The 18,683-nt window shown below is 63.7% G+C and carries 5 protein-coding genes; 3 read left to right on the top strand and 2 right to left on the bottom strand.

Going from position 1 to position 18,683, the window contains the following annotated elements:
- The first annotated feature begins 8 nt into the window (after nucleotides 1-8).
- The 3 genes from CAG02_RS25645 (at nucleotide 9) to CAG02_RS25635 (ending at nucleotide 5,251) form a co-directional block, all read left to right on the top strand.
- A complete protein-coding gene (locus CAG02_RS25645) occupies nucleotides 9-896 on the top strand; it encodes a formylglycine-generating enzyme family protein (RefSeq protein WP_085711965.1) in 888 nt (295 codons plus the stop codon).
- 111 nt (nucleotides 897-1,007) lie between these two features.
- Nucleotides 1,008-2,657: a cyclic peptide export ABC transporter gene (locus CAG02_RS25640; protein WP_085711964.1), complete on the top strand. Its 1,650-nt coding sequence runs from the start codon at nucleotides 1,008-1,010 to the stop codon at nucleotides 2,655-2,657.
- Nucleotides 2,658-2,770: 113 nt separating this feature from the next.
- The gene (locus CAG02_RS25635; protein WP_139831913.1) at nucleotides 2,771-5,251 is read left to right on the top strand and encodes a TonB-dependent receptor; all 2,481 of its coding nucleotides are present in this window, start codon (nucleotides 2,771-2,773) and stop codon (nucleotides 5,249-5,251) included.
- A 67-nt stretch (nucleotides 5,252-5,318) separates the two neighbouring features.
- Here CAG02_RS25635 and CAG02_RS25630 read toward each other — a convergent pair whose 3' ends face one another.
- Both CAG02_RS25630 and CAG02_RS25625 read right to left on the bottom strand, forming a co-directional pair.
- Nucleotides 5,319-6,275, bottom strand: coding sequence for an alpha/beta hydrolase (locus CAG02_RS25630; protein ID WP_085711962.1), 957 nt, complete (start codon nucleotides 6,273-6,275; stop codon nucleotides 5,319-5,321).
- Between the two features lie 75 nt (nucleotides 6,276-6,350).
- Complete coding sequence (locus CAG02_RS25625) at nucleotides 6,351-18,677, bottom strand: non-ribosomal peptide synthetase (RefSeq protein ID WP_085711961.1); 12,327 nt, start codon at nucleotides 18,675-18,677, stop codon at nucleotides 6,351-6,353.
- Between the last annotated feature and the right edge of the window lie 6 nt (nucleotides 18,678-18,683).

Below are 18,683 nucleotides of genomic sequence, written 5' to 3'. Positions count from 1 at the left end.
GACGACCCATGAAAAAGCCTCATGCCTCAACCGCCTTCAAGGCGTTGCCCGCCCTGGCCCTGACCGCCCTGTGCGCGGCCCTTCTGCCCGGCACTGCCTCGGCCGCCACCCCGCCGGCCCCCGGCAAGGTGTTCAAGGACTGCAAGGACTGCCCGGAAATGGTGGTCCTGCCGACCGGCAGTTTCACCATGGGCACACCGGACGACGAAGTCGGCCGCGAACCCGACGAAGGCCCGCGCCATCAAGTGACCTTCACCCGACCGTTCGCCATCAGCCGCTTTCAAGTGCTGGTCGGCGAGTGGGACGCCTACGTCCGCGAGACCGGCGCCAAGCCCTATGACTTCGATGATCGCCCGGGCCGTCGCTGCACCGCTGGCAAGCCGGAATTCAAGCAGACAAAACGCGATCCGGCCGTGTGCATGAACGTGGCCGAAGCCCAGGGCTACATCGACTGGCTGTCGAAAAAGACCGGCCACAGCTATCGCCTGCCGAGCGAGTCGATCCGCGAATACGCAGCCCGTGGCGGCAGCACCGGCCCGTTCCCCTTCCCGTTCGATGAAGGCAGCGATTACCAGATCTCCAAGCATGCCAACACTTACGGCGCCGCCGACGGTTACAACTTCACCTCCCCGGCCGGCACCTTTCCGGCCAACGCCTTTGGTGTGTACGACGCCCACGGCAACGTCTACGAGTGGACCGCCGACTGCTATCACAAGGATTACTCCGGCGTGCCCGATGACGGTCGTCCATGGACCCAGGAGAACTGCGAACGCCAGGTCATGCGCGGCAACGACTGGGGCGAAGCACCGGTGTTTTCCCGCTCGGGCAACCGCAACAGCAGCTGGCCGACCAGCAAGGGCGACTGGCTCGGTTTTCGCGTAGTGCGCGACCTCTGATCCGGCCTGTCAGCGACCGCAGCCCGTCTGCGGTCGTTGTTAAAGAAACCCCGTGACCATTCGTTTTCCTTACATACCGGCACTCCCTCCGCACCGAAGCAGGATTCCTCCATGACCAAGCCAACGCGTGGGGCGATCAACGAATTGTTCGCCCTGCTCAAGCCCTTCCGCCTGATTGTCTGCGTGTCCATCGTGCTCGGCATGATCGGCGGCCTGAGCGTCACCGTGCTGCTGGCGACCATCAACAACGCCTTGCACTCGTCCGACGGACTGACCCGCACCGTGGTGATGATTTTCGCCGGGCTGTGCGCCCTGGCCTTGCTGACCACAATCCTGTCCGACATCGGCACCAACTATGTCGGTCAACACATCATCGCCCGCCTGCGCAAGGAGCTGGGGGAGAAGGTGCTGTCGGCGCCGATCGACCAGATCGAGCGCTACCGCAGCCACCGCCTGATCCCCGTGCTGACCCATGACGTGGACACCATCAGCGACTTCGCTTTTGCATTCGCACCGCTGGCCATTTCCATGACGGTGACCCTGGGCTGTCTCGGCTACCTGGCCATGCTGTCCTGGCCGATGTTCCTGATGATGCTGGTGGCGATTGCCATCGGCACCACCATCCAGGCGATTGCCCGGGCCAAGGGCATGCGCGGTTTCTACGCCGCGCGCGACTCCGAGGACGAACTGCAAAAGCACTACAACGCGATTGCCGAAGGCGCCAAGGAACTGCGCATCCACCGTCCGCGCCGCCAGCGCATGTTTGTCTCGGGCATCCAGAAAACCGCGGAAAAGATCTGCGACACCCAGATCCGCTCCATCAACACCTTCGTGATCGCCAAGTCGTTCGGCTCGATGCTGTTCTTCGTGGTGATCGGCATGGCGCTGGCCCTGCAATCGTTCTGGCCGAGCGGTGACCAGGCGGTGATGAGCGGTTTCGTGCTGGTGCTGCTGTACATGAAAGGCCCGCTGGAACATCTGGTCGGCACGCTGCCGATCATCAGCCGTGCACAGATCGCGTTCCGCCGGATTGCCGAACTGAGCGAGCAGTTCTCTTCGCCCGAGCCCCACCTGTTGCTGGAGGATCACGGCAGCAAACCCGGTGTGGTCAGCCACCTGGAACTGAACAACGTGCGCTACGCCTTCCCGCCCGTCCCCGGCAGCGAGCCGTTCCGCCTCGGGCCGGTCAACCTGCGCATCGAGCAAGGCGACATCGTGTTCATCGTCGGTGAGAACGGTTGTGGCAAGACCACCCTGATCAAACTCCTGCTGGGCCTGTATGCGCCCACCGAAGGTGAAATCCGGGTCAACGGCCAGCCGATCACCGCCCTGAACCGCGACGACTATCGACAGAACTTCACCACGATCTTTGCCGACTACTACCTGTTCGACGACCTGATCCAGGGTGACCGCGAAGTCCCGCAGGACGCCACCCGCTACCTCGAACGGCTGGAGATCGCGCACAAGGTCAGCGTGCGTGACGGCGCCTTCAGCACCACCGACCTGTCTACCGGTCAGCGCAAGCGCCTGGCGCTGGTCAATGCCTGGCTCGAAGAGCGTCCGGTGCTGGTGTTCGACGAATGGGCGGCCGATCAGGACCCGACATTCCGGCGGATTTTCTACACCGAACTGCTGCCCGACCTGAAACGGCTGGGCAAGACCATCATCGTGATTTCCCACGATGACCGTTACTTCGACGTCGCCGATCAACTGGTGCGCATGGAGGCCGGGAAGGTCAAAAGCGAACTGCAAACCGCTTGATCGATGAAGCCGCGGCCAGACCGGAAAAAATATTTCCGGTTTACCGCGGCTTCCTCGTCTCAATCAGACAAATAAGAACCATTAACAACTATACCTGCCAAGGTCTTAATCACATGTCCGCATCCCGCTTCATGCTTCGACCACTGACCCGAGCCCTGCTCATGCACGGTGCCACCCGCTCTCGCCTGGCCACCACCGGCCTGGGACTGGCAATGACAATGGCCGTCACTCCGTATGTCCAGGCCCAGGAGTGGACCCTGAACATCCCGGCGCAGCCACTGGCCCAGGCCCTGCAATCGCTCGGTCAACAGACCAGCCTGCAGATCATCTACAGCCCGGAAAGCCTGCAAGGCCTGCGTTCCACCGCCCTCAGCGGCCGATACGCAGACGACAGCGCAATCGCGGCCATGCTCAAGGGCACCGGCATCCGTCATCAGCGTGACGGCAACACCGTGACCCTGCTGGCACCCGCCACCGGCAGCGCGATGGAACTGGCACCGACCAACATCAACGGCCAGCGCCTGACAGAGACCACCGAAGGCAGCAACTCCTACACCACCGGCGGCGTGACCATCGGCAAGGGCGTGCACTCGCTGAAGGAGACCCCGCAGTCGGTCACGGTCATGACCCGCAAGATGCTGGATGACCAGAACCTCAACACCATCGAACAAGTGATGGAAAAGACCCCGGGCATCACCGTTTACGATTCGCCCATGGGCGGCAAGTATTTCTACTCCCGCGGTTTCCGCATGAGCGGCCAGTACCAGTACGACGGCGTACCGCTGGACATCGGCAGCAGCTACGTACAGGCCGACAGCTTCAACAGCGACATGGCCATTTATGACCGCGTCGAAGTGCTGCGCGGTGCTGCCGGCATGATGAAAGGCGCAGGCGGTACGGCCGGTGGCGTCAACTTCGTGCGCAAGCGCGGCCAAAACACCCCGCACACCCAACTGTCGCTTTCGGCAGGCTCGTGGGACAACTATCGCGGTCAGGTCGACACCGGCGGCCCGCTGAACGACGCCGGCACCATCCGTGGCCGCGCCGTGGTCACCCAGCAGACCCGTCAGTACTTTTATGACGTGGCCAGCCGCAAGGACCAGATCTACTACGGCGCCCTGGACTTCGACCTCAACCCCGACACCACCCTGGGCCTGGGTATGGCCTATGAAGACGTCGACGCCACACCTTGCTGGGGCGGTCTGCCGCGCTACGCCGATGGCTCCGACCTGCACCTCAAGCGCTCCACCTGCCTGAACACCTCGTGGAACAATCAGCGCAGCAAACGCGCCACCTACTTCGGCGACGTGAAACACCAGTTCAACGACGACTGGTCCCTGAAAGTGGCCGGGGTCTTCTCGCGCAACACCCAGGACATGGAATACGCGTTCCCGAGCGGCGCGGTGCCGGTCGGCGCCACCAGCTCCAACACGCTGATGCTGGGGAGCATCTACGACTACGAGCAGACCGACTACGGCTTCGATGCCTACGTGGACGGCAAATTCGACGCGTTCGGCCAGCAGCACGAAATCACCGTCGGCGCCAACGCCAGCCGCTCCCGCAAGGATGACTTCTACGCCGTGGCGGCCCTGCCACAGCGCCAGAACGTGCTGGACCCGAACCATCACCTGCCCAAGCCTGACGAAAGCTACTACCTGGCCAATGCCTCCCGGGGCGGTCCGGTAGACATCAGCATCAAGCAATACGGCGTTTACTCCACCGCCCGCCTGAAACTGGCCGACCCACTGACCTTCGTACTGGGCAGCCGTGTCAGCTGGTACAAGTCCGACTCCGACTCCGTGCAGTACTTCCGCGGCGAAGGCACCCCGGTCAACACCAAGTCCACCGAAACCGGACAGGTCACCCCGTTTGCCGGGCTGTTGTTCGATCTCAACGACAACCTGACCGCTTATGCCAGCTACACCGATATCTTCACCCCGCAGGGCGGCTACAAGACCATCGACGGCGGCACCCTCAAACCGCTGATCGGCCAGAGCTACGAGCTGGGGATCAAGGGCGAGTGGTTCGACGGTCGCCTGAACAGCTCCTTCAACCTGTTCCGCACCATTCAGAAAGATGCGGCCCAGGATGACCCGCGCTGTGAAGACAGTTCCTGCTCGCTGAACTCCGGCAAGGTCCGCGCCCAGGGCTTCGAAGCGGAAGTCAGCGGTGAAGTGATCGATCGCCTGCAACTGCTGGCCGGCTACACCTACACCCAGACCAAAGTGCTGGAAGATGCCGACGCCACCCAGGACGGCGTGGTCTACAACTCCTACGTGCCGCGCCACCTGCTACGCGTCTGGGGTGACTACAGCCTGAGCGGCCCTCTGGATCGCGTTACCATCGGTGCCGGCGTCAACGCCCAGAGCGGTAACTACCGCACCTCGCCACTGGGCGGTGACAACATCACCCAGTCGGGTTACGCGGTGTGGAACGGTCGCATCGGCTACCGCATCGATGACACCTGGTCCGTCGCCCTCAACGGTAACAACCTGTTCGACAAACGCTACTACGCCACTGTGGGCACCGAAGGTTTCGGTAACTTCTACGGCGATCCGCGCAACTTCGTAATGTCGGTCAAAGCCGACTTCTGATTGCAGCGCCCATGAAAAAACCCCGCATTGCGGGGTTTTTTTTTTGGCCTGCGATCTGGCCTGTGACTCAGTTCAAGGCGCGATGCAGCGCCCGGCTCAGGGTTTCGTGTACCTGCAGGACATCGGGCATCACCGACGCCAGCCTGAGCAAGTCGTGCGTCAGCCCCGGGCAATGCTCGAGTTCGACGCTCACACCGTGCTCACGCAACTTGTCGGCGTACGCCTGCCCCTCATCGAGCAGCGGATCGAACCCGGCCAGCACCACAATGGCCGGGGCGACACCCCGCAAATCGTCGGCCAGCAACGGCGAGAAACGCCAGTCCAGATAATCTTCCGGAGTGCGCGCGTAATGCCCATAAAACCAGTCCAGCGTCTCGTCTTCGAGCAGATAGCCTTCGCTGAACAAGGCCCGCGAATCATGGGCACGCGAGGCGTCAGTGACCGGATAGCACAACAACTGAGCCTTGGGCGCGATGGCCACGGTATGCGGCTGGACCACCGCTTGCACCGCCAGCACGGTGGCCAGCGTGGCCCCGGCGCTGTCACCGCCGAACGCGACCCGGCCCGGGTCCAGGCCCAACGACGCCGCGTGTTCGGCCAGCCACGACAAGGCGTCCTCACCGTCTTCCAGCGCCGTCGGGAAACGGTGTTCCGGCGCCAGTCGATAGCCCACCGAGAGCACCGCGCACGGCGTGCGCCGGCAGAACTCGCGGCACACGCCGTCATGGGAGTCCAGGCTCCCGACCACAAACCCGCCACCGTGGAAATACACCAGCACCGGCATTGGCGCTGACTCACCGTGCGGGCGATACAGGCGCAGCGCCAAAGGCGCGCCGTCCCGAGCGGTCGCGCTGATGGCTTGCACGTCCAGGTCTTCGGGCGCCGCCCATCGCAACTGCGCGGTGGTCTGTTCGAAGGTATCCCGGGCCTGGGCCGGGGTCATTTGGTGCAGCGCCGGCAGACCGGCCTCCTGGCTGTCTTGAGCCAGGTCGAGAAAGGCTTCCAGATCAGGGTGTAACGACATCGCGAAGATCCTTGTATCAGCAAAAAAGGGGCGCGCCTCGGCAACGCCCCCCAAAAATGATCCAGCGTGCGAGGGTCAGCCCACACGCGCCATGCAATGCTCGATCAGCGCTTCCAGTTCACGCTGGTAGTCCTGCATCAGTGCGTCCATGGTGCCGGCCCGGTAACGCTGGCTGCTGTAGATGCAGCGCAACGCCAACTGGCCGTCATACACCTGGCCGACGATTTCCAGCCAGTTGCCCAGATTCGCCTTCAGGCTGTAGTTGTCACCGGTTTCTTCCAGCGCCGGCACCAGCAGGGCCTGCTCGTCGAAGCTCTGGTCGAACTGCCCCAGGTAGTTGAACGTCACCCGCGCCTGCGGCAGGTCCGCCAGTTGCCGGGACACTTCGGCGCCCGCCAGATGACGCAGCACGCCATACCCGATGCCCTTCTGCGGCACCGCCGCCAGTTGCGCCTGTACGTCGATGATCGAACGTCCGATATCGTCGCTGTCCGGACGCAACCGTACCGGGAACATGCTGGTGAACCAGCCAAGGCTGCGGCTCAGATCGATGGACTCGAACAGATCCTCACGGCCGTGACCTTCCAGCAGAATCAGCGCCGATGGCTGGCCGCTCCAGCGGCACAGCGCCCGACCGAGTGCCGACAGCAGCAGGTCGTTGATTTGCGTGCGATAGACCGCCGGTGCCTGCTTGAGCAATTGTTCGGTGTGCTCGCGGGACAACTTGAGCCGCGCCTGCGCCTGCTGGCGCACCTGGTTTTTGCCACGGTAGTTGTCGCACGGCAGGTCGACGCCCGGCTGATCCAGCTGCTCCAGCCAGTACGCCAGTTCCTGCTCGGCAATCGCCGGGGCCCGGGCCTGCAAGGCTTCGGCAAACGAACGGTAGCTGCTGGTACGAATCGGCAGTTGCGGCGCCAGACCCCGCACACACGCTTCATAAGCGGTTTTCAGGTCATCGAGCAGGATCCGCCAGGACACGGTGTCGACCACCAGGTGATGAATCACCACCAGCAGTCGCGCCTGGCCGTCAGGCAGGGCGACATGCATCACCCGCCAGACCGGTCCGTCGTCCAGCTTCAGACTGCGCTGGGCGGAGTTGGCCAGCGCTTCAACCTGTTCGCTGTTTTCGGCTTCACGGCGCCAGAGCACCGCATCCCCCTGTTCGCTGGCGGTGCAGTAACGCTGCAGCCAGCGCCCGCCCTCCTGAGTGAAGCGCAGGCGCAGCGAGTCGTGGTGTTGCTCGATCCAGCCCAGGGCCTGTTCGAGCGCATCCAGATCCAGTGGCTGACGCGCACTCAACAGCAGTGACTGGTTGTAGTGATGGGCTTCGGACATGCCTTCGGCGAAGAACCACTCCTGGATCGGCAACAGATTGAACAACCCCTCGCCCGCCACTTGCGTGACGTCCACCAGCGGCTGTCCGGCGCCCTCCTTCGTCACGTTCTGTTCGACGATGCCGGCGATGGTCTGATAGCGCATCAGATCGCGCAGCTTCAGTTCCATCTGCAAGGTCGAGTGGTTCCTGACCCGGGAAATGACCTGCAGGCTGAGGATCGAGTCGCCGCCCAGTTCGAAGAAGTTATCCGTGATGCCCACCTGCTCGACTTGCAGCACCTGGGCCCAGATCTCGGCCAGCAGTGTTTCCTGCTCGTTGCGCGGGGCGACATATTCCTCGCTCTTGAAGTCCGGCTCCGGCAGCGCCTTGCGGTCGAGTTTGCCGTTGGGCGTGACCGGGAAAGCGCTCAGGCAGACAATCTGCGCCGGCACCATGTACTCCGGCAGCGAGGCGCGTAGCCCGGCCTTCAGCTCATCGCCCACATCTTCTCCGGTTGGCGTCACGACATAACCGATCAGTTGCTTGCCGGACGCATTGTCCCGGGCGATCACCAGCGCATCAGTCACCCCCTCCAGTTGACGCAGGCTGGCCTCGACTTCACCCAGCTCGATGCGGAAACCGCGCACCTTGACCTGATGGTCGATGCGCCCGACGTAATCGACCACGCCGTCCTGACGCAAACGCACCAGGTCACCGCTGCGATACAGGCGCTCGCCGGCCGCGAACGGATTGGGCACGAAGCGCTCGCCGGTCAGATCCGCACGGCCGTGGTAACCACGGGCAACCCCGTAACCGCCGATGTACAGCTCACCGGCAAAACCTGGCGGCAGCGGGTTCAGATCTTCGTCCAGCACGTACAGCGAACGTGCGCCGACGGCACGCCCGATCGGTGCATAGGCCGCTTCACAATGCTGGCTGACCGGTACCTTCCAGAGCATCGGCGTGACCACGGTTTCCGTCGGGCCATAACCGTTGGTGAAGTATTCGGGACGCAGGGCCGCTTTCACCTGTTCGAAGGTCTGGTCCGGCACCGCATCGCCGCCGAAGCAGTAGATGCGCACCGGTGGCGGCGCGATGCCGCTGGCCGCCGCGTACTCCGCCAACTGTTTGAGATAGGCCGGCGGGAAGCAGGCGATGGTGACGCCATACTCGTGCAGGGCAGCGTAGGTCTGCTCCGGCGTCCACAGGCAACCGTCGCGAATCACCAGACGGCCACCGCTGTAGAGCGTGCTCAACCAGCGCTCATGGGCACCGTCGAAGGCGAATGACATGAAGTGCAGCTCGCAGCTGCTGGCGTCCATTTCATACAGTTCGGCGATGGCCTGACAGTGCATGCTCAACGGCCCTTGCGTGACCGCAACACCCTTTGGCCGACCGGTGGAACCGGAGGTGTAGACCAGATACGCCAGCCCCTGCTCCTGAACGCGGCAGACCGGCGCGTGATCGGGGTAACGGGTCTCGTCGAGATGATCGATCTCCAGGCGCAGCAGTCCCTCGGGCGCCGGCAACGTGGCGCGCAGGCTGCTCTGGGTCAGCAACAGGGCCATGCCCGAATCCTCGATCATGTACGCCAGTCGCTCAGGCGGATAATCGATGTCCAGCGGCACGTACGCCGCACCGCTCTTGAGCACGGCGAGGAAGCTGACGACCATTTCCAGCGAGCGCGGCAGGGCCACGCCGATCACCACTTCCGGGCCCGCCCCGTGTTCGGTCAGGCAGTGGGCCAGACGATTGGCCCGCTGTTCGAGTTCGGCATAGCTAAGGCTCACTCCGGCGCACTGCAGGGCGATAGCCTCTGGCTGCTGCTGTGCATGCCGGCTGATCAGCTGCGGCAGCAGCACCGGCTCGTGGCGGGAGACCGGTTCGGCACTCCAGGCCTGGATCGCCTGCCACTGCTCGTGCGACAGGCGCTGCAGATTGCCCAGTCGCTCGTAAGGCGCACGCATCATCGCTTCGAGGGTGTTTTCCAGCGTCAGGCGAATGCCTTCCACGGCCTCGGCGCTGAAGTGGCTGCGCAGGTACAGGTACTCGATCGACAGCTCGTCACCGAGCATCACCGCCAGGTCCATCGGTACGTTGGTCACGCCGTGGCCGATGGATTTACCGAAGGTCAGGTCGGTGTCGTTTTCTTCTTGCAGGCGATCATCGATCGGGAAGTTCTCGAACACGATGATGCTGTCGAACAACGCCTGGCCACCGAGGTTGGACCAGCGCTGCACATCGGCCAGCGGCGCCTGGGAATAGTCACGAATGTCCAGGTTGTAGGCCTGCACGTCGCCCAGCCAGTCCGCCAGACGCTGATCGGCCTGCGGCGTCTGGATGATCGGCAAGGTGTTGATGAACAGCCCGAGCATGTTGCCGACGTTCGCCAGCCCTTCGGGACGTCCCGAAACCGTGGCACCGAACGTGACCGTGCGCTGCCCGGTGTAGCGCTGCAACAGCAGCAGCCAGGCACCCTGAATCAAGGTATTGGGGGTGATGCGCAGGTCGCGGCAGAACTGCAGCAGGCGTGCGGTTTGCGCCTGATCCCAGTTCGAGTAGATCGCATCGTGGCCGGAGACATCGGCCGAATGGCGCGGATGAATCGCCTGGCTCAACGCCGTCGGCTCGTTGACCGCCGCCAGACGCGCTTTCCAGAACAGCTCCTGCGCGTCCTGGTCCTGTGCCTGCAACCAGGCGATGAAGTCGCGGTAACGACCGTTCTCACCGCTGACCTTGCCCTTGGAGTAGTACTGCAAGACTTCGCCGAACAGGCGCGAGCTGCTCCAGCCGTCCATCAGGATGTGGTGGCTGGTCCAGATCATCTGATAGCGGTCATCGCTCAGGCGCAACAGCGTCACTCGCTGCAGGCGTGCCTGGGACAGGTCGAAGCCAAGGGCACGATCATCGCTGGCGAACCCGGCGATCAACTCATCGCTGACCTCACGGTCGCGCCAGTCGAGCACCTGCATTTGCAGCGGGGCCTGGCGATGGACCACTTGCAACGGTTTGGCCAGCCCGTCCTGCCAGTGAAAACTGGTCCGCAGGATCGCCTGGCGCTCGATCACAAACTCCCAGGCACCCCGGAAGCGCTCCACATCCAGGCCCTGGATCGGCAGGCTGACCTGGTTGACGTACAGGCTGCTGCCATTGTCCGAGAGCGTGTGGAACAGCATGCCCTCCTGCATCGGCGACAGCGGATAAACGTCCTCGATCAGATCCGCCGGCACCGGCAACGCATCGAGCTGCGCCTGCTCCAGACGCGCCAGCGGGTAGTTGTCTGGCGTGCCTTCGGCCTGCTGCGCGGACTCCAGCGACGCCACTATCGCCAGTTTCTGCACGGTCTGCTGCTGGAACAGATCCTTGGGGGTAAAGCGGATGCCCTGCTGGCGCGCACGGCTGACCAGCTGGATGGAGATGATCGAATCGCCGCCCAGGCTGAAGAAGTTATCGGTCACACCGACCCGGTCAATCTTCAGGATGTCTTGCCAGACCACGACCAGTTGCTGCTCGAGTTCCGTGGACGGGGCGACATAGTCCCGGGCCGACTGATTGACGTCCGGTGCCGGCAGGGCCTTGCGGTCCAGTTTGCCGTTGGGGGTCAGCGGCAGCGCGTCGAGGTACAGCCACTGCGCAGGCACCATGTAATCCGGCAGATGCGCCTTGAGGGCGGACTGCAGCGATTCGCTCAGTTCATCCTGCTCCTGAAGGCTGAGGCCGGATCGGGTCGGCACCACATACGCCACCAACTGCTGGCCGCTGAGGCCGTCCACCGCCAGCACCACGCCTTCGCGTACGCTGTCATGGGCCAGCAGGCGCGCTTCGATTTCACCCAGTTCGATGCGGAAACCGCGCACCTTGACCTGATGGTCGATGCGCCCCACGTATTCGATCCGGCCGTCGTCGCCCAGGCGCGTCAGGTCGCCGGTGCGGTACATCCGCTCGCCGGTTGTCGAGGCCGGGTTCGGCACAAAACGCTCGGCGGTCAGGCCCGGACGGAACAGGTAACCGCGGGTGATACCGTCGCCGGCCAGATACAGCTCGGCCGCCACCCCGATCGGCGCCGCTTGCAGTTGCCCGTCCAGCAGGTACGCCGTGGTGTTGACCAGCGGGCGGCCAATGTTCGCCTGGCCGCCGGCTTCGCGGCGGGTCCAGGTCGAATACGTGGTGTCCTCCGACGGCCCGTACAGGTCATAGACGTGATCGACCGACGTCTCGCGGTACAGGCTGTCGACCACACTTTGCTTGAGCGACTCGCCGGCCAGATTGATGATGCGCACGCCACCCGGAATATGTCCGGCGCGGTGCAGGGCCGCGATGGCCGAAGGCACGGTGTTGATCAGGCGCACCTGATCGCGCTCCGGCAGGTCCGGCAGTTCCAGGGCATTGCGCGCCATGATGATCGAACCGCCGCGCGCGAGAGTGACGAAAATCTCCCACACCGACAGGTCGAAGCACACCGACGTCGAGGCCAGCACGCCTTGCAGGTCAGCCTCGCTGTAGACGCCGGCAGACCAGTGGATCAATGCCTGGACGTTACGGTGGGCAATCGCCACGCCTTTGGGTTTGCCGGTGGAGCCGGAGGTGTAGATGACGTAGGCCAGACTGGCCGAATCGGCCCGCACCTCAAGGTTGTCGCTTGCGTTGTCGGCAAAAGCCTCGCCGCCCGCCTCCACCAACACCACCTGCGCGTCGGTCTGCGGCAGTTGCGCCAGCAGCGATTGTTGCGTCAGCAGGACCTTCGCCTGACTGTCGTCGAGCATGTACGCCACGCGGTCGGCCGGGTAGTCCGGATCCAGCGGCACATAGGTACCACCGGCCTTGAACACCGCCATCAAGGCAATCACCAGTTCCGCCGAGCGCGGCATCGCCACACCCACCCGAACCTCGGCGCCGACGCCCAGCGTCGCCAGATGACGTGCCAACTGGTTGGCCCGGCGATTGAGTTCGGCATAACTCAGGGCCACACCGCCATGGCTCAGGGCCACAGCCTGTGGGCGGGCCTGGACCTGCGCCTCGAAGCTTTGATGAATCAGACGTTGCGACGGATACGCGGCGTGGTTGTCGTTCCACTGCGCCAGCGTGGTGTGCTCCGCACTCGACAGCATTGCGACTTCACCCAGCAACCGCTGCGGTGCATCGAGGAACTGCTGCAGAACGGTTTCCAGGTGCGTGGCCAGCCCGACCACGCCGCGCTCGGAAAACTGCTCGGTCAGGTAGTTGAAGTCCAGACTCAGGACCTCGCCGGCACCGGCGATCAGGGTCAGGCCGTAGTTGGTCTGCTCGCGGTGTTCCAGACCACCGAAGCGCAGGCCGCCCGGGTTGGCTTCCAGCGTCTCCGAGACCGGATAGTTTTCAAACACCAGCAATGTATCGAACAGCGCTTCGCCAGTGAGTTCGGCCAGACGCTGAATGTCCTGCAGCGGCGTCTGTTCGAAGTCGCGCAGCAGCAGGTTCTTGTCCTGCACGCTGCGCACCCAGTCGCACACGCTGATGCCCGGCTGCGGGCTGGCGATCACCGGCAAGGTGTTGATGAACAGCCCCAGTTGCTGCTCGATGCCCGGCAAGTCCACCGGACGCCCGGACACCGTGGCGCCGAAAGCGACCGTGGCCTGACCGGTGTAGCGCTGCAGAATCAGCAGCCACGCCGCCTGCACCAGGCTGTTGAGGGTGACTTGCTGCTGCCGGGAGAAGCTGTTCAGGCGACGAGTGAAAGCGGCGTCAAAGGTGAGGCGATGCACACCCTTGCCCGCGCCCGGCTGAACCTTGCCCGGACATGCCGAAGCCAGTCGCGTCGGCTCGTCCAGTTCGGCCAGTTGCCCGCGCCAGAAATCCTGTGCGGCGGTTTTGTCCTGGCCTTGCAGCCAGGCCAGGAAGTCGCGATAACTCCCCTGCGCGCCTGGCACCGGATGGCCGGCGTAATCCTGCAGCACTTCACCGAACATCCGCGAGTTGCTCCAGCCATCCATCAGGATGTGGTGGCAGGTGAAGATCAGACGATGGCGATCATCCGCCGTGCGCAACAGGCACAGGCGCAGCAGCGGCGGGTTCTGCAAATCGAACCCGCGTTCCAGGTCGGCCCGTGCACGGGCCTCCATGGCCACGGCCAGATCCGGCTCGTGGCGCAGGTCCACTTCCGGCATTTCCAGAGTCAACTGGCGATGGATGACTTGCAGCGGCGTATCGAGGCCGTCGCGGCCCCAGATGAAACCGGCACGCAGCACTTCGTGACGGTCGACGACCCGCTGCCAGGCTTGCTGGAAACGCGCCACGTCGAGCCCTTCGATGTCCAGCAGCATCTGATAGACATAAGCGCTGGCATCGGCGTCGTAGAGACTGTGGAACAGAATCCCCTGCTGCATCGGCGCCAGCGGATAGATGTCTTCGATCCGCTGGGCAGTGATCGGCAGGCTGTCCAGATGCGTCTGGGACAACCCGGCCAGCGGCACGTCGGACGGTGTGAGGCCGCCGCTCGAAGGACTCAGGCAATGCTCGATCAGCTCGGCCAGCGCCTCTTCGTAAGCCCGTGCCAGGGCATGAATCGTCGAGTCTTCGAACACGTCGCCGCTGTAAGTCCAGGTCAGACTCAGTTGCCCCTGGTAAACCCGGCCGTCGATGCTCAGGGTGTTGGCCATCGGCGCGTGTTCGTCCTGCCCCGCGCCCTTGTCTTCGGTGGCCGGCACCCACAGCGCGCCCTCATCGAAGTTGTTGTCGAACTGGCCGAGGTAGTTGAACGTGACTTTCGGCTGCGCCGCGCCACCCAGTACGGCTTGTGCTTCGGCGCTGCCCAAATAACGCAACAGACCATAACCGATGCCCTTGTCGGGGATCGCCCGCAGTTGTTCCTTGATACCTTTGATCGAGGCTTCGAAACCGGCGCCCGGGGTCAGGCGCACCGGGAACATGCTGGTGAACCAGCCCACCGTGCGACTCAGGTCGATATCGTCGAACAGGTCCTCACGGCCGTGGCCTTCGAGTTGCACCAGGGCACTGTCGGCGCCGGTCCACTCACACAGCACCTTGGCCAGGGCGGTCAGCAACAGGTCGTTGACCTGGGTGCGATAGACCGCCGGCGCCTGTTGCAGCAACTGCCGGGTGCGCTCGGCATCCAGACGGGTATCGACGCTGCGCTCGAAACGGTTGCTCGACTGACCTTGCGGGTTGTCCAGCGGCAGCTCGATAGCGGCCCCTTCCAGTTGCCCGCGCCAGTAATCCAGCTCGGCTTCCAGCCCGGCACTGTGCGCATGCTTTTGCAGGCGCGCGGCCCAGTCCTTGTACGCCGTGGTCTTGGCCGGCAGGCGCACGGCCTGGCCCGATGTCAGTTGTTGATAAACGGTTTGCAGGTCTTCCAGCACGATCCGCCAGGACACCCCGTCGACCACCAGGTGATGGATCACCAGCAACAGGCGCTGACTGGCGTCCGGCAAATCCACCAGCGCCGCACGGATCAGCGGACCGTCGAGCAGATCGAGGCTGCGTTGCAATTCCTGGCACAGCGCCGGCAACGCCGCGCTGTCCTGCAAGGTGACCGTGCGCAGCAGTTCCGCGCTCGGTTCGGCTGCAGCGTGGGTCTGTTGCCAGCCGTCCCCGGTGTCGCGATAACGCAGACGCAACGCGTCATGGTGCCGTTGCAGATGCTGCAACGCCTGCTCCAGCGGTGCAGCTGCCAGCGGCGAGGCCGGGGTCAGCAGGATCGACTGGTTCCAGTGATGACGCGCCGGAATATCGTTGTGGAAAAAATACTGCTGGATCGGCGTCAGCACCGCCTCGCCCAGCACCTCGCCCTGGGTCGCGAGCACACCGTCGCTCTGCTGCGCGACCGCGGCCAGACGCTGCACGGTCTGATGCTGGAAGATGTCCTTGGGCGTGAAGCGAATGCCCGCCTGACGGGCGCGGCTGACCACCTGAATCGAAATGATCGAATCGCCGCCCAGTTCGAAGAAGTTGTCGTTGAGGCCGACACGCTCGACCTTCAGCACGTCCTGCCAGATCGCCGCCAGTTGCTGCTCCAGCTCATTGCGCGGCGCGGTGTAGGCTTCCTGGGACTGAACGACCTGCGGCTGCGGCAGTTGCTTGCGATCCAGCTTGCCATTGGCGGTCAGCGGCAGGCGTTCAAGGAATGCCCAGCTCACCGGCACCATGTAATCGGGCAAGTCATCGCGCAGCCGGGCCTTGATCGACTCGCGCAACGTCGACTCGGCATCGGCGTCCAGCGTCTCGTTCGCTACGATCCAGGTCGCCAGTTGCTGCCCGCTCGGGCCTTCCACCGCGAGCACCACCGCTTCGCGCACGGCCGGGTGCTTGAGCAGTTGGGTTTCGATTTCCCCCAGCTCGATGCGGAATCCACGGATCTTCACCTGATGGTCGATACGACCGATGTACTCGATCACCCCGTCGCCCCGCAGGCGCGCCAGGTCACCGGTGCGGTACAGACGCTCGCCGGCCTGCGGGTTGAACGGGTCAGGAACAAAACGCGTGGCGCTCATGCCCGGCTGATTCAGGTAACCCCGGGCCAGGCCGGCACCGGCAATGTACAACTCACCGATGCAGCCTTGCGGCACCAGGTTCAGCGCGCTGTCGAGCAAGTACCACGACAGGTCGACAATCGGCTCGCCAATCGGGCTGCTGTGGCTTTGCTCAAGGTCGGCCATGGACAGCGGACGATAAGTCACGTGCACCGTGGTTTCGGTGATGCCATACATGTTCACCAACGTCGGTGCGCGGTCGCCGAAACGCTCGAACCATGGGCGCAGGTTCTGCACTTCCAGGGCTTCGCCGCCGAACACCACATAACGCAACGCGTTGTCGCGCGAGGACTCACTGGCCAGTTGCATCAACGGTTTGAATGCCGACGGCGTCTGATTCAAAACCGTGACGTTTTCATCGCACAGCAGCGTGTAGAAATCTTCCGGCGAGCGGGTGATGTCGTGCGGCACGACCACCAGTTTGCCGCCATACAGCAGCGCACCGAAAATCTCCCACACCGAGAAGTCGAACGCGTAGGAATGGAACAGCGTCCAGCTGTCGTCCGGACCGAAACCGAACCAGTGGTCGGTGGCGCTGAACAGGCGGATGACGTTGCTGTGCGGCAGCAATGCGCCTTTGGGTTTGCCGGTCGAGCCGGAGGTGTAGATCACATACGCCAGGTTGTCCGGCGTGGTTCGGCAGACCGGATTTTCGTTGTTGCCCTGCTCCGGCGGCTGGCTCAGGTCCAGGCAGGCGAGTCCCGGCGGAATCGGCAGTTGTGCCTGCAAGTGCCCCTGGGTCAGCAGCAGCGCGATGCCACTGTCTTCGATCATGTAGCTCAGACGGTCTTGCGGGTAGCTCGGGTCCAGCGGCACGTAGGCACCGCCAGCCTTCAGCACGGCGACGATGGCAACGATCATGTCCAACGAACGCTCGACGGCGACACCGACTCGCACATCCGGACCGACCCCGTTTGCAATCAAACGATGTGCCCACCGGTTGGCCCGACGGTTGAGTTCTGCGTAGGTCAGCCGTTGACCGGCACAGGTCACGGCGACCGCCTCGGGATGCCGTTCAGCCTGGGCCTCGATCACCTGATGGATGCACTGCTCGACCGGATGCTCGACCCGGGCCGGGTTCCATTGGATCAACAACTGCTGCTGACGCGCGTCATCGAGCATCGGCAACTGGCCGATGCAGCGCGACGGATCTTCGACGATGGCCTGCAACAGCGCGTTCCAGTGCTGGGCCAGGCGCTCGATGGTGCTGGCGTCGAACAGGTCGGTGGCGTACTTGAGCACCGCTTCGATGCCGTGGGCCTGTTCGGTGGTGTTGAGGGTCAGGTCGAACTGGGCGGTCTGGCTCTGCCATTCCAGCGGCTCGATGCTCAGGCCGTTGAGGCGTGTTTCGACACTGCTGCGACGTTCCGCCTGATGGTTGAACATGACCTGGAACAGCGGACTGTGGCTCAGGCTTCGGCCCGGCTCCAGCGCTTCCACCAGTTGCTCGAACGGCAGGTCCTGATGGGCCTGGGCTTCCTGCGCGGTCTGTTTGACCTGACGCAGCAACTCGATGAACGGGGTCTGGCTGTCAATGTCGGCCTTGAGCACCTGGGTGTTGACGAAGAAGCCGATCAGACGCTCGATTTCCACCCGGCCCCGGTTGGCCACCGGCACGCCGACACGGATGTCCGACTGGCCGCTGTAACGGTGCAAAAGCGCCTGGAACGACGCCAGCAGCAAGACGAACAGGGTAACGTTTTCCTGCCGCGCGAAGGCTTTCAGGCCTTGGGTCAATTGCGCATCGAGAATCAGGTTGTGGCTGGCCCCGGCAAAGCTCTGATCGACACTGCGGGCGCGGTCGAGCGGCAGTTCCAGCACCGGCTGTTCGCCACCGAGTTTTTCCTGCCAATAGGCCAGTTGCCGCGCCTGCTCGCCGGCCTCCATCCACTGGCGCTGCCACAAGGCGTAGTCGGCATATTGAATCGGCAGCGCCGGCAGGCCGGCGTCGTGACCGAGGCTGAAACCGGCATACAGCTGCACCAGCTCTTCGATCATCACTTGCAGCGACCAGCCGTCGGAGACGATGTGGTGCAAGGTCAGGACCAGCACGTGGTCGTTCGGGTTGACCTGCAACAGGGCCGCGCGCAACAGCGGGCCTTGCTGCAGATCGAAAGTTTTCTGGCTCTGGGTCTGGACGAACGCCTGGATCGAGGCATCCGGGTCGCTCGCCAGCTCAGGGCTCAGCGGGTAAGTCTCCAGTGCAAACGACCCTGCCGGCAGGATCGTTTGCAGCGGTTGCTCGGATTCCTGGGAGAACACCGTGCGCAAGGTTTCGTGTCGTTCGATCAGCGCCTGAAGGCTGCGCTCCAGCGCGGACACATCCAGCGGACCCTGCAAGCGCAGGGCCGTGGGAATGTTGTAGGCCGCGCTGTGCGGCGCCCATTGCCAGAGAAACCACTGGCGCTGCTGGGCGTAGGACAGCAGCAGCGGCTCTTCGGCCGTGCGCTTGAAAACCGGGGCAATGTCAAAGAGGTTGACGCCTTTCTGCTTGAGCAGAACCGCCAGAGCCTTTCTTTGCTTAGCCGAAAGTTGTCCTACCGACTCGATTAACTCTTGCACGCGTTT

The organism is Pseudomonas sp. R43(2017) (assembly GCF_002112345.1).
Taxonomy (GTDB): domain Bacteria; phylum Pseudomonadota; class Gammaproteobacteria; order Pseudomonadales; family Pseudomonadaceae; genus Aquipseudomonas; species Aquipseudomonas kribbensis.
Note: the sequence above shows the minus strand (reverse complement) of the source record. Positions and strands in the feature narration are given on the sequence as shown.

Coding starts and splice junctions, on each gene's coding strand:
- CAG02_RS25645 (WP_085711965.1), top strand. CDS start 9: ATGAAAAAGCCTCATGCCTCAACCGCCTTCAAGGCGTTGCCCGCCCTG.
- CAG02_RS25640 (WP_085711964.1), top strand. CDS start 1,008: ATGACCAAGCCAACGCGTGGGGCGATCAACGAATTGTTCGCCCTGCTC.
- CAG02_RS25635 (WP_139831913.1), top strand. CDS start 2,771: ATGTCCGCATCCCGCTTCATGCTTCGACCACTGACCCGAGCCCTGCTC.
- CAG02_RS25630 (WP_085711962.1), bottom strand. CDS start 6,275: ATGTCGTTACACCCTGATCTGGAAGCCTTTCTCGACCTGGCTCAAGAC.